Here is a 13,988-nt window from a genome sequence, read left to right as displayed (position 1 = left end):
CCTGACATATCTTCAGTGTAGATTGTATTATTTATGTACAATTCCTCATCTATGTCACGCACAAAGCCCCAATGAAGGTTGTACTTCTTGGCGTATTCCTTATATGCGTTAAACTTTTTTTCGACCTGACGGTCAATGTTTTTGGTGTGACTAGCCTGCATACCACCTTTAGTTTCGATAATCCGAATATTTCCATCGGTAGTCTTAATGATGTAATCATGATAAAAGAGCCACTGCTTTCTGATACCATTCACATAGATGATAGAAAGATACTGTTGACCAGAGTCACCATTTTTGTAAACCCATTCTACACTATCAAAGGATATGTGCGTTATCTGAATTTTGTTGACTTTTTATATTTGTATGCTATAATATAATTACTGCCAAATATAAAATGCACTGATGAGTAGTGTCATTATCTTAAATTTGAGGTTTGAGAGTAGTGTAATTTTATAGGGTAGTAAAACTTCCAAGACAGGATATTGTTCTTACACCAAAAACTGAAAATAGATTATTTTTTTGTGGATGAAAGATATGAGCAGTGATTTCCGTTGTATGAGAATGAATCGTTCTACATTGGAAAATCGATAGCCGGATTGAAGTTGAATCAGTCGGCACAGAATCCGATTACATATCTGTATCCACTGGAGAAAGATAAAATTCATATTTAACGAAATTGACAAATTGGAATTTGAGAAGGTAAGTGAATGGGATATCACGACACAAGATACCAAAGATACCATGGAGGAATATGATAATGTCGAAAGATGAGTATTTGATAACCGATACGCCCTTCAAAGCGTTGACGGTTTTTGCAATGCCAATGATTATTGGAAGTTTCTTTCAGCAAATATACAATATGGCCGACTCTGTTATTGTCGGCCAGTTTGTTGGTTCTTCCGCACTTGCAGCTGTCGGTGCATGTGCAGCATTGACCAATGTGTTCATTTGTGTGGCACTGGGAGCCGGTGTCGGAGCCGGTGTGCTTGTGAGCCGTTATTTCGGAGCCAGGGAGTATGGCAAAATGAAAACAATCGTGTCAACATCTTTGATTAGCTTTTTGCTTCTAAGTATAGTCCTTGGTGTTTTTGGCTTTTTCTTCGCCAACTCGATGATGAGTGGACTGCAAACCCCTGCCGATATACTGGATGATGCAGTACTGTATCTGCGGGTCTATTTTGTGGGCTTTCCGTTTCTGTTTATGTATAACATTCTTTCTACCATGTTCACCTCAATCGGCGAATCCAAAATTCCGCTAGGACTGCTGATTTTTTCGTCCATACTGAATATTTTAATGGATCTTTGGATGGTAGCCGGGCTAGGTCTCGGTGTGTTCGGTGCGGCTATTGCAACACTGATTGCACAGGGAATTTCAGCCGTGTTTTCGTTTTTGATCTTTCTGTCTCGGATGCGGCAATACAAGAGCTCCTTTAGCAGGTTCGACCGGCAGGAGCTGTATTCCATGCTTCGCATTGCGGTACCATCGGTTTTGCAGCAGTCCACAGTGTCTATCGGTATGATGATCGTGCAGGCAGTGGTAAATCCTTTCGGTACACAGGCACTCGCCGGGTATGCAGCAACGATGAGGGTGGAAAATGTTTTTTCATTGATCTTTGTATCCATCGGCAATGCGGTTTCGCCGTATGTTTCCCAGAATCTTGGTGCAAAGAAAATTGATCGTATCAAAAAAGGCTACCATGTTGCACTGATGCTGGATCTGTGCTTTGCGGTCATTGCGTTTGTGACCATTGAAGCGCTGCATACGCAGATCTCCTCACTGTTCTTAGGAAAAGACGGAACGGCGTTTGCCTATCAGGTGTCTGGTGATTATATGAGGTGGCTTGGTTACTTTTTCATCTTCATGGGTATCAAGATGGCAACCGATGGAGTTCTTCGTGGTCTCGGAATTATGCGTCCGTTCCTCGTTGCAAACATAGTGAATCTTGCGATTCGTCTGTCCGTTGCCCTGATCTGTGCACCACGTTTCGGCATTGCCTTTGTCTGGCTTGCGATACCAGTTGGCTGGCTTGCAAACTTTTTAATCTCCTATGTGGCTCTTAGGAGATCATGGCCGACTAATAAAATGGCATCCATTAGTTAAATTCCAGTTTGTAGGGATTACATGAAAAATGAAGTTTAAGGAACAGAGCTTTACCCTGTTTGCCTATACAAATTATAGAGCAATTCAAGGTTATCAAAGGCTCGAACCACTAGATTTTAAGGGAAAAGGTGCGTTCCACCATTTCCTCGTACAATAGGGGTTGAGTATGTTTTTCGTTGAACAACCGAGCCACGTGGAGTGTGTGGTATTGATAACAAGGAAAGCGCAGTAAATCAGGACAGTTAGCTTAGCGGTGTGGTTTACACACATTGGTTAAACATGCCGCTTTTTATAGGGCATGGCAGTTTAGCGTATAGGATAATATGTTTGTGGTGACAACAGTTCCACAGCGATACAAGTAACGTTGGAGATATTATGGATAGAACTGTAAGAAATGCAGCAAAAGCATTAATTATTAAAGATGATAAGATGTTGGCAATCAAAATAAGTGACGGAAAAGAAGAATGGTATATTATGCCCGGCGGCGGACAAGATGTGGAGGAACTTCTTCCTGAAGCAGTTTGTAGAGAAGTGGCAGAAGAAATGGGATTGCGGGTAGTTGTGAAAGATTTAGCGTTTGTTATAGAGGGTTTACATGGAGAAAAATTTCATCGTGTAGATTTGGTGTTTTTATGTGAGTATATTGGAAAACTTGAAAATGCCGTCTTGCAAAGTGATACAAATCAAGTTGGATATGATTGGTTAGATATTAAAACATTAAATACAACACCATTATATCCTTCAAAATTACGCCGACAGATCATGAATTTGTATGAAGGAAAAGCGTATAAAGTTTATTTAGGAAATGAAGAAATTGGAGACCCGGAAGTAACAGACTAAATAATGAAGGAACTTGTTTATGAGAAGAGTGATACCAGCAAATAAAGTAAATCATGATTATGAGAAAGTATTGAGTGAATTTGTGTCAGCCTTAAAAAATAGATTAGGTGAATACTTATTAATGGTTTATTTGACTGGAAGTTATGCGAGAGGAGATGCAAATGATAATTCTGATTTAGACGTGTTTTGTATCTTTAGTACAATAAATCAATATGTCTTAGAAAATGTTGGGCATTGTGCAAGAAACACATCTATCCCTTATGATTTGTTGGAGATAAATACTCAATGCTTATCCGTAGACGAATATAAAAGCAAAATATTTGAAGATTGGTCAGAATATGCAATTGCTGAACTAAATAGTGTTTTATTGTATGGTGAGCAATTGGTGAAAATCGAAAATATAAATGAAAAGATACAGTTATCCTATAAGAAAAATTTAGCAAATATTTTAATGAGTGTTCGCCATTATATATGTGTAGATGAGCCAAAAGAATTACTTACGCACCAAAAAATTTCGACATATATTTTGAAGCCGCTCATGTTTGCATTAAGACAAGAACGCTTTTGTGCAACAGGAGTTTATCCCTTGTCGATAGAAAGTTTATTAGAATCGTATCAGGATGATAATAGAATTATGGTTGAATACTTTCTAAATAAGGAAAGATTTGAAACGGACATTTTGTCTGATCATAAGGATGTTCTGATGTTTCTTAATGATAAAATACAAAACTTTCTTGAAAATGATTTATAATTAGATAGCATGAAGAAAGCATATATACGAACCCTTTATATCGCAGAAATGGGCATGTCTTTATATGAAAAGTTTGGATTTGTGCAAATGAAGAATGAAATGGAGTACATTGAAATTTAGCAAATAGGAAGAAAATATGAAAAAAACAGTAATAGGCATAATTGCCCACGTCGACTCAGGCAAGACAACGCTTTCGGAAGCAATGCTTTATTTGTCTGGCAAAATAAGAAAGGTCGGACGTGTAGACCACGGTGACGCTTTTCTTGACACGGATATGATTGAAAAATACAGAGGTATAACTGTTTTCTCAAAACCCGCAGAATTTGAATATAAAAACACATCTTTCACCTTGCTTGACACACCTGGTCATGTCGATTTCTCAGCGGAAACTGAGCGTGCATTACAGGTGCTTGATCTTGCTGTGCTTGTTATAAGTGGCACAGACGGTGTGCAGAGCCATACTCAAACTCTTTGGAGGCTGTTAAAGCGTTATAACGTCCCAACCTTTGTTTTTGTGAACAAAATGGACTTGGACGGTGCTGATAAAACCTTCGTCATGAACAGTTTAGAGGGTCGTCTTGGCAGTGGATTTGTGGATTTCTGCCGTATGAAGTCCGAAGTCGCAGAGGATTGTGCCCTTTTTGATGAAAATATTATGAATGAGTTTCTTGAAACGGGATCAATGTCTGACAAGATACTGTCAGATGCCGTGGCTCATAGAAAAGTATTTCCATGCTTTTTCGGCTCAGCTTTAAAATCGCAGGGCATAGAAAAATTTATGAACGCCCTTGCAGAGCTTGCACCGTGTGTATATGACAGCGGTACTTTTGGTGCAAAAGTGTATAAAATTTCAGAGGACGGTGGCTCACGCCTGACTTTTATGAAGATAACAGGTGGCTGTCTTAAGGTTAGAGATCAAGTAGATTATTCATCGGCTGACGGTGAAAGCTTCTCAGAAAAGGTCAGCAGGATAAGAATATATTCAGGGGCAAAATATCGTAATGCGGATAACGCTGAAACTGGCGTTGTTTGCGCTGTTGAAGGGTTGACTAAAACTTATGCAGGGCAGGGATTTGGTTTTGAGCAGGATTCTGCAAAACCACTGCTGGAGCCTGTTCTTACCTATCGTGTCGAGCCTGTGTGTGATTTGGATATGCACACTCTGCTGTCGTATTTCCGTGTGCTTGAAAATGAAGATCCACAGCTTCACGTCGATTGGAATGAACAGCTTGGCGAAATACATGTCAGCATAATGGGCGAGGTGCAGCTTGACATACTGAAAAGCATTTTCAAGCGACGCTTTGATATCGACATTGATTTTGGCGAGGGAAGCATTGCATACAAAGAAACTATTGCAGAGTCTGTCTACGGCTATGGTCACTATGAGCCGCTCAGGCATTATGCTGAGGTGCATTTGAAGCTTGAGCCGCTGGAGCGTGGCAAGGGTCTGCGTTTTGCAACGGAATGCAGTGAAGATACGCTGGACAAAAACTGGCAAAGACTTATTCTTACCCATTTGCAGGAGAAAAAGTATCTTGGCGTTCTCACAGGCTCTGCTATTACAGATATGAAAATAACGCTCGTTTCGGGAAGAGCGCACCTTAAACACACAGAGGGCGGCGACTTCCGTCAAGCAACATATCGTGCCGTCAGACAGGGACTTAGAAACGCAAAGTCCGTTCTTCTTGAGCCTTATTACAGCTTCACACTTGAAGTGCCACAGCAGAACGTGGGACGTGCTATAACAGATATACAGAACATGGGCGGAGTTTTCTCACAGCCGGAGGTATCGGGCGAATTTTCCGTTATAAAGGGAAGTGCACCGGTGGCGGAAATGCGAGGCTATCAGTCGCAGGTCATAAGCTACACCAAGGGCGTTGGAAAGCTGATATGCACTTCTGACGGTTACCGTGAATGTCATAATACAGAAGTTGTGCTTGAAGAATATGGCTATGATCCTGATAGAGATCTTGAAAATACGGCAGATTCTGTATTTTGCTCTCATGGCGCAGGTTACAATGTCAAATGGAACGAAGTTCCTGATAAGCTTCACATACCTCCAGAGGACAAACGCCGGCAGGTCTCTCAGCCACAGACATATGCTCGTGCTGAAGATTTTGTAAGACGTGCAGCAAGTGATAAGGAGCTTATGGAGATATTTGAGCGCACTTACGGAAAGATAGAACGTGATAAGCACTATGCGATGCGCAGACCTGAAAAGTCTGTAAAGTCAGCGTCAAAGCCGAAGCAGATATACTCAGGCGTGGAATATTTGCTGGTTGACGGCTATAACATAATTTTCTCTTGGGACGAGCTGAAAAAGGCTGCCAACGAGAGCCTTGACCTTGCACGAAGTATGCTTGTGAACAGGCTTTGCAACTATCAGGGATACAAGCAATGTGAGCTGATACTCGTCTTTGACGCATACAAGGTCAAAGAGCAGGAGCGTGTAGTGGAAAATTACCACAATATCAGTATAGTTTACACCAAAGAAGCCGAAACGGCTGACACTTATATCGAACGCACTGCTCACAAGCTCAGCCGAGAGCATAAGGTAAGGGTCGCCACATCTGACGGCATGGAGCAGGTCATAATCATGGGCAGCGGTGCTTTCAGAATGTCAGCTCAGGAGCTTCACGAGGACGTTATCCGTGTGGAAAAAGAGATAAGAGAATACATCTCCAATATGAAATAAAAAAACGATTTTCTGAAAATAAACAGAAAATCGTTTTTTTGTTATCTTTTCCTTTTCTTGGGCTTTATTTTTATTTCAGGTATTGCTAAGTTGTCGAATATTACGCCTGATTCGCTATTATTTTCGTTTTCATCATTCTCAGTTTTTACATCTTCAACGTGAACTTCTGGAAAAGCAAGGTTATCTGTATAACAGTCAAGATGTTTGTTCTTTTTGTTCATATTCTTTTCCTCCGTTAATTAATAAAGTTGATAAATCCTGTTATAACAAGGCTGTTTATAAAATCGGCAAACATACTTCCAACAATAGGAACAAGCATATAAGCCTTTATTGAAGGGGCAAATTTTGCTGTTAAAGCCTGCATATTAGCCATAGCGTTTGGCGTTGCACCCATTCCAAAGCCGCAAGTTCCTGCCGCAAGCACTGCCGCATCATAGTTTCTTCCCATTACATTATATACGATAAAGTATGAGAACATTGCCATAAGAAGCACCTGTGCAACAAGCATGATTATCATAGGCAATGCAAGCTCGGCAAGCTGCCAGAGTTTCAATGTTATCATGGCTATTCCGAGAAAAAGTGAAAGACAAATACCACCGATATCATTTATTTCACCCATGTGTATGTGTATTTTACCGCTGTATTCACCGATATTTCTCATAAATGCTGCAACGATCATTGATCCGATATACACAGGAAAAGTCATGCCTGAATATGAAAGCACCCATGATACAAACGTGCCTATTCCCATTGCTATCGCAAGCTGATAAGCTGCAGGTGCATACATGCTTACAGAACGGTGATGTTTTTGTTCGTCCTCGACAAGTATAGAGTCGTCCTCAGGAATAACAGTTTTCAGCAGATCGTGTTTGAGTATAAGCTTTCTGCCGATAGGTCCGCCCATTACAGAGCCTATAATCAATCCAAAAGTAGCCGCTGCTGTGCAGAGGCTTGTTGCTCCTTGCTGACCAAGGTCCTCAAGCACTGTGCCAAAAGCACCTGACGTTCCGTGACCGCCTACCATAGGGATAGATCCTGTACACATACCTACCAACGAGCTTACTCCCAATAGCTTTGAAAGTCCCACTGCAACCGCATTCTGCGCAAATATCAGCACTATCAGGCATAATAAAAATACAATAAGACTTTTACCTCCTGCTTTCAAAACTTTAATGTTTGCCTGAAAGCCAACGGAAGTGAAGAACATGACCATGCAAACTGTTTTTAGCGTTTCATCAAACTGAAATTCGACTATTCCTGCGACGTGAAGAATACATGATATGATAGCAAAAATAATTCCGCCGATGACAGGAGAGGGAATACAGAAGGTTTCAAGAAATCTGACTTTCTTTTTGAGAAATCCCCCTAAATACAAGACTCCTACTGCCACCGCAAGAGTTTGATACATATCCACATTTATTGTTTTCAAATTTGATCCTCCTCTGTTATAGCAGTTCCAATGCTGTTATAATATTCCACTGCCCCTTTATGAAAAGCACACGGGATATTATCTGTCGCAAATTTTGTGTCATTTTTCGCAAATGAGATTCTTTTCTTTATCTGGTCATTTTCCTCAAAAAGCATTTTCGTGATATCTGCTACAGTGTCGCTGTCCATCTTTTGGCTTGCCACAAGAACAGCCTTTACGCCAACAGTCTTGACGTCCTCGTCAATGCCTTTATAAGTTCCTGCCTTTATTACAGTTTCATAGTATCCGTCATAAAGATTCGTCATATATGATATTGTTCTGTCATCAAGAGGCAATATTCTTATATCCATTTCCTCAGAAAGCTGTGTTATAACATCACATGGAGCACCAAGTACCACGAAAAATGCATCGATAGAGCCGTTTTTAAGTGCCTCAGCAGACTTCTGATAGTTCATGTTGCACACATCTATCATGTTATAGTCAAGACTTACAGAGTTTAAAATGTACTCAGCATTTTTTGCTACGCCAGAATCTTCTTCGCCCACAGAGACCTTTTTGCCTTTAAGATCAGCAGGAGTTTGAATATCTGAGTCAGCCGGAACGATTATCTGAAAAGACTCCATGTAAAGAGCCGCAACTGCACGGACGTTGTTTATTTTGTTACCATTAAAATCTCCTGTGCCATTCACTGCTTCAGACAGGACATCGCTCTGGACTATTCCCATGTTGATAAAGCCGTCCTTTAAAAGCCTCATATTAGCCTGAGAACCAGCCGTTCTTATATTTGTGATGTTTTCATCAATATCACTGAGAGTGTCAGCAAATTTATAATATATACCACCTTCGTTGCCGGATCCCAGTTTTATCTCAGAGCGTTTACAGCAAGAGCAGAACATTGTAAGTATAGCAACTGTAACAATAAATATTATTGTATTTTTTATTTTTCGCAATCCGATCATTCCTTTCTAAAATATTCAAAAAGTTATCCTACTGATAATATCATATCCATATTTGCATTAAACATATACTTCATATAAAAAAATCACCTATCAGCTTTTTGGTATTATCATTGAGGTTAAAAAAGCCACACCGAGCGTGGCTTTTTCTCTCTAATATAGACAGTAAACAAATTTTGCATTAAGAAGCTTAGCGCCCGAAAGCTTTGGCAGGACGATCTTGTCCTTTACGATTTCAAAATAAGAAAGTGCGGTTTCGAGTTCCCCATCAGATATTACTGAGTTGCTCATTTCCGCTTTGACAGCAAGTTCTCCGATATATTTTATCATATGAGAGAAATCATTGATTTGCATTTCCTGGCATTTTTCTGTTAATCTGTCACAAAGCTGTAAGTCTGTAATATTTCTGCTGTCGGTAATGCCTATAAGCTTTAAATATTTGAGCATATAGCGGTATACCGCCACAGTGCGTGATCTATTGTCCCCATTACTTAGTTCCGAACGCATTTTCTTTACCTTAACATCTCTATGGACTACAACGCCGAAGGCTATAAGCAGAAGTCCGCCCATAGTGATGAAAATTCCTACAAATGAGCCATGGTCGCTGTTGTTTTCTGTTATTCTTGATGAAACAGAAGTTTTCCCAGCGCCTGACATCACTCCGGCACCATGTCCGTTGCTTGCAGAATTTGTTTTCTTTGTTGTTGAAGTTTTTGAACTGTTTGCAGGCTTTTTAGTAACCACTGAAGTTGTGCCACCCTGACCGCCATTTTGTGTGGTAGTCGTAGGCTTGCTTTCTGTGCTTTTAGTTGTTGTAACTTCCTTAGGGTCTTTCTCTTGTTGCGTAAGATTAGGATTATCATTATCATAACCTGGTGTGAATTCTGCAGGATACCAACCTGCATTGTCTATAAATACCTCAGCCCATGCGTGCGCACATTTGTCCTTTACACTTACCTCGTATGTTGAATCATCTTCAGGTTCACCGAGCTGTGAATTAAGCACCACATATCCCTCTACATATCTTGACGGATAGCCAAACATTCTTAAAAGCTCTGCACCCGCTGTTGCGAAATATGAACAATAGCCCTCCTTTTGTGTACCTAAAAAATAATCTATGAAATCTTCACCTTTTGGAGTAACACCCGGTTCAAGGGTATAAGTGAAGTTATCAGAGAAATAGTTTTTTATTGCAGTGCTTATTTCTTCATAAGTCCAATCACCCTTGTGGTAAATATCCACGCCAAGATATTCACTAAGTATCTCTTTATATGCCTTATCAAGCTCATCTGACTTTGAAACGTCCATATATTTCTGGTGAACAAACTCTGAGTAAGCGTCAACACCTCTGTCCTTATTAACAGACAATGCAGGCACTTCTGTGGCTATAGCCTCAGGGAGGGCTTCAAGCCTTTCTTCTATAAGAGAGGGGTCAAAATAGTAAAGAGAATACTTTGTTGAACTTAATTTGACATATGACTCAGTGGTAGGACGCATTTTTTTATCGTCTGTGTTTCCATCACTTGAATATAAAGAAGCGTATGGCGCATACACAAATTTCTTGCTTGCGCCGAGAACAGATACAGAAATCTGAGCAGGGGTCAGATCAGCGTATTTGCGTTGGATAAGGTCATAATCCAGATCCTGCACCCATATCTTGCCTTGCTCAAAATCATCAGAGAAGGTGTCTTCATTGCCATTCACGTCAACAGGAGTCCAGCTATTGTCTTTATAAACGCCTGCTACATATCCACGGAGATATAGTGTATTAGAGAATTTTGGAGTGACCACTTTTAGTGCTGTTGAGCCGTTGAAGCTAATGCCTGCTGTCTTGCCAAGAACGCCTCCGTTTGTGCCACCAACTGTTTTTATACCAAACAGATCAAATCCGCCGTCATAATCTGAAAAAGCATTTCTCAGGTCAGTGAGAGAAAAATTTGACACTGCTGTAGAAATATCATGTCTGTATTTTGCAAATGACTCAGGACGTGTAAAGCCTGTTATTGCTGAGAAAAGCATTATAACTACAAGTACCAACGAGCTTAAAATAGCCGTGAATTTCATGAATACGTTATAGAAACAAGCTTTTTGCTTTTCAGATGTAAAATAAAACGTGCGTTTTCGCTCATGCACCGCAAAGGTGTTTTTTCTTCCTGCCTTGTTAGTTGTGTGGTTTATTATGTGCAGTGCAAGCACTGTCACCCAGCATACAAACAGACCAATAACAGTCCACATTGATGGCTCCCAGCCCCAATACATTCCAAGCTCGAAAACAGGAAATGTAATGATGAACAGCAGTGGAAAATCTATCCTATAAAGGCAGGCTGCTGCCGTTCCAAGGCAAACAAGAGTTATAAAAAATACGAAAAAATTTGACGCAAGATATGGGTAGTCGATAGTAGAAATTCCACTAAGCTGAACGCCAAGAGTTGAGTTAGGTTGATTTGCCCTTGAAAGATATCTGTCTATAACAACGAACAAGCCGTATTTTATTGTAGTTATCCTGCTCACAAGGTAAATTACATGAAGTATCATAACACCAAGTGCAGAAAACTTAATTATCTTGTGTGACGATTTCATCAGACCAAACACAAGTGAAAGCATGGCGGAGTAATATATGATTGTGGTCTTGTATATTTCCATATCAAGGAATGATACTGCCATAAACGCTGTGCATATGGTCGCCACAAAGGTCAGAAGTATCTGAAACCATAGAAATGAGCCTGAATTATGCTCACGCTCACAATTCATAAGGATATCTCCGTCAATGCAGATACCATTGCTGCTGATAAATCCTATATCTTTGTTTTTGCTTTTTATTCTTTTCTTTTTCATGTTGTCACCTTTATAGACATATTTCCTGTATGCTTTCGGCAACGTGTTTTGCAGTAACGTTCACGACCTCTGCAAACTCATCGTTTATAACGTCGTCTTTCTTTTTGTTTGTGATAAGCATATAGGAATAGCGGAACGCCAGATCGTTATCGTTCATAACGCCGCTGAGATTGCTGTTATATGCGGGAGAAAAATACATCAAGTGACCGCATTTATATCTCTCAGGCTCATTGATGTAATTTATCATAGACAAGTCAGGCTCATCATAAACAGAAGCCTGCAACAGCAGACTTATAAGCAGTCTTGCACTTTCTTCGTCTGTAACATTTACTACTTCACTCAAATCTTTCTTTTTATCATACCACACTACCTTATGAGGTGTGTCATTTTCTATGAGATAATAGGATATAGACGCTATAGCCTCTACAAGAGTATCATATACGAGCATATAATCGTCTGTATTTGTATCAAGGTGGAGATCCGCCATAAGCACGATAGAGTTTGATATAGGCAGGGAATAATCCTTGACCATGGTCTTATCCTGCTTTGCAGTAAGCTTCCAATGTATCCTATTTATTTTGTCACCATCATGATATTCGTGTATATCAAAAATCTCTGAGGGATCATCGCCCTTTGATGTCTTGGAATAATCATCGGTTTCAAGACCCATTTCAGCATAATTGGCAATGTTGTTTTCGATGGGTATATAGTCAGGAACTATAGTGAACGTACTTTCGCCAAAAAGTCTGGAAGCAGCGTCGGTACTTACTCTTATCTTGAAAAGCTTCAGCATATCCACAATGCGACAGCGTTTTATGTTCATTCTCACTGTGCCATAATGCTTTGCAGAAACGTGCAAAGTAAGATACTGAACATCATCAGGGTAAAGTGGAGTGTTTATCTTCATTGTATTTTTGTCGCCGTCAAGAGTGTTGTAATATTCTATCTCTATAATCATATTGGCAACAGGCAACTTTGAGCGGTTTTGCAATCTCAGCACAACAGGTATCTTTGACGATCTGCCTGCGGTTTTCTGAGTGTTCACAAAACCAACGCTTATTTTCTTTGACATTTTTTTGAGCATAACGAATAAGATTATAGGCATAACAAGTAAAAATGCAAAGAGATAAAAAGAGAAGCTACCCACATATAATATATAGAAGAAAATAGAGGCGATAAATAATATTATATATAAAACCAGCATTTGCTCCTCCGTTATTTGCTAACTCTAGGAACCTGAACTGAGGAAATAACTCCTTTGAGTATCTGTTCTCCTGTGAAGCCGTTTATCTTTGCCTTTGAGCTGAACACAAGTCTGTGAAGAACAACGTCCTTGAAGCTGTATATAACGTCATCGGGGATAACATAATCTCTGCCCTTAAGAAGCGCTGTCGCCTTTGTCATTCTGAGTAGTGCGATAGTTCCTCTAGGTGAAAGACCCAGCTTTATATATTCATTGTTTCTGGTTGCATTTGCAAGCATAACGATATACTGGAAAACCTGATCTGAAACATAAATATTTTCCACAACTTTTCTTGCCTGAAGGATATCCTCCGCAGAAACCACAGGCCTTACATTATCCACAGGCACGAGATTTTGCTTGGATTTTAGCATTGCGACTTCGCTTTCAAGATTAGGATAACCCATTGTGAGCCTTACGATAAATCTGTCCATTTGCGACTCAGGGAGCATTTGCGTGCCTATAGAACCAACCGGGTTTTGCGTTGCAATAACGATATAAGGGTCAGGCATTTTATGTGTGATACCGTCTACAGTTACCTTGCCCTCCTCCATTACTTCAAGAAGCGCAGACTGCGTCTTACTTGAGGTTCTGTTTATCTCGTCTGCAAGAAAAAGATTTGTGAGTGCGGCACCCTGCTTATATTCAAACTTGTGTGTTTCTTTATTTAGAATGGTAAAACCTGTCACGTCTGTTGGCAAAACATCAGGGGTGAATTGTAGTCTTTTATAGTCAAGTGAAAGCGCCTTTGAAAGAGCCACGGCAAGAGTGGTCTTTCCTACTCCTGGAATATCCTCAATAAGGATATGACCGCCTGCAAGTATGGACAGCAGGACTTTTATGATTATTTCGTCCTTGCCGATAATGACCTTTCTTACCTCATTTATCACACTTTGTGACATATTCAGTACTTTTACCTGTTCTTCAGTTAAGCTGTTGTTCATAATTTTCTCCTTTGTTTTGTATGTTTCTTTTATCTTCACAATATTTGTGCATATTGCATTAACATTATATCACAAATACAACAGTATTTCAAGCATTTTGCGTGATAATTAAATACAATAATGTAGTGCTACAATAGATATTGGACAAAATTAAGAAAAAAGAAAAGAGAGATAGGCAAAAATCTGATAAAATAAAG

11 protein-coding genes are annotated in these 13,988 nt (G+C 39.9%); 5 read left to right on the top strand and 6 right to left on the bottom strand.

Annotated features, from left to right (window positions below; genetic code table 11):
• The first annotated feature begins 71 nt into the window (after window positions 1-71).
• The 5 genes from AB5123_RS09735 to AB5123_RS09715 all read left to right on the top strand — a co-directional run bounded on the left by AB5123_RS09735 (window position 72) and on the right by AB5123_RS09715 (window position 6,387).
• Window positions 72-377 carry a hypothetical protein gene (locus AB5123_RS09735; protein WP_138337708.1) on the top strand — a complete coding sequence of 102 codons (306 nt, stop codon included), beginning with the start codon at window positions 72-74 and terminating at the stop codon, window positions 375-377.
• Between the two features lie 380 nt (window positions 378-757).
• Window positions 758-2,101: an MATE family efflux transporter gene (locus AB5123_RS09730; RefSeq protein WP_368364750.1), complete on the top strand. Its 1,344-nt coding sequence runs from the start codon at window positions 758-760 to the stop codon at window positions 2,099-2,101.
• Between the two features lie 375 nt (window positions 2,102-2,476).
• Window positions 2,477-2,941, top strand: a complete 465-nt coding sequence (locus tag AB5123_RS09725) for an NUDIX domain-containing protein (RefSeq protein WP_038671899.1) — start codon at window positions 2,477-2,479, stop codon at window positions 2,939-2,941.
• Window positions 2,942-2,960: 19 nt separating this feature from the next.
• Window positions 2,961-3,692 (top strand): nucleotidyltransferase domain-containing protein, encoded by a 732-nt coding sequence (locus tag AB5123_RS09720; RefSeq protein WP_038671901.1) that lies wholly within the window; start codon window positions 2,961-2,963, stop codon window positions 3,690-3,692.
• 136 nt (window positions 3,693-3,828) lie between these two features.
• Window positions 3,829-6,387, top strand: coding sequence for an NYN domain-containing protein (locus AB5123_RS09715; protein WP_368364749.1), 2,559 nt, complete (start codon window positions 3,829-3,831; stop codon window positions 6,385-6,387).
• Between the two features lie 41 nt (window positions 6,388-6,428).
• Here AB5123_RS09715 and AB5123_RS09710 read toward each other — a convergent pair whose 3' ends face one another.
• From AB5123_RS09710 to AB5123_RS09685, 6 genes are all read right to left on the bottom strand, one after another.
• On the bottom strand, window positions 6,429-6,608 hold the full coding sequence (locus tag AB5123_RS09710) for a hypothetical protein (protein ID WP_117863771.1): 180 nt from the start codon (window positions 6,606-6,608) through the stop codon (window positions 6,429-6,431).
• Between the two features lie 14 nt (window positions 6,609-6,622).
• Complete coding sequence (gene gltS / locus AB5123_RS09705) at window positions 6,623-7,795, bottom strand: sodium/glutamate symporter (protein ID WP_138337925.1); 1,173 nt, start codon at window positions 7,793-7,795, stop codon at window positions 6,623-6,625.
• Between the two features lie 17 nt (window positions 7,796-7,812).
• Complete coding sequence (locus AB5123_RS09700) at window positions 7,813-8,766, bottom strand: TAXI family TRAP transporter solute-binding subunit (RefSeq protein ID WP_278945912.1); 954 nt, start codon at window positions 8,764-8,766, stop codon at window positions 7,813-7,815.
• A 159-nt stretch (window positions 8,767-8,925) separates the two neighbouring features.
• Complete coding sequence (locus AB5123_RS09695; protein ID WP_278945914.1) at window positions 8,926-11,607, bottom strand: transglutaminase family protein; 2,682 nt, start codon at window positions 11,605-11,607, stop codon at window positions 8,926-8,928.
• 10 nt (window positions 11,608-11,617) lie between these two features.
• A complete protein-coding gene (locus AB5123_RS09690; protein WP_242998260.1) occupies window positions 11,618-12,712 on the bottom strand; it encodes a DUF58 domain-containing protein in 1,095 nt (364 codons plus the stop codon).
• Window positions 12,713-12,822: 110 nt separating this feature from the next.
• Complete coding sequence (locus AB5123_RS09685) at window positions 12,823-13,791, bottom strand: MoxR family ATPase (protein WP_022286841.1); 969 nt, start codon at window positions 13,789-13,791, stop codon at window positions 12,823-12,825.
• Window positions 13,792-13,988: the final 197 nt, after the last annotated feature.

The sequence above is a fragment of the Ruminococcus sp. RTP21204st1_B2_RTP21204_210225 genome, from assembly GCF_040914135.1.
Lineage (GTDB): Bacteria > Bacillota > Clostridia > Oscillospirales > Ruminococcaceae > Hominimerdicola > Hominimerdicola aceti.
Note: the sequence above shows the minus strand (reverse complement) of the source record. Positions and strands in the feature narration are given on the sequence as shown.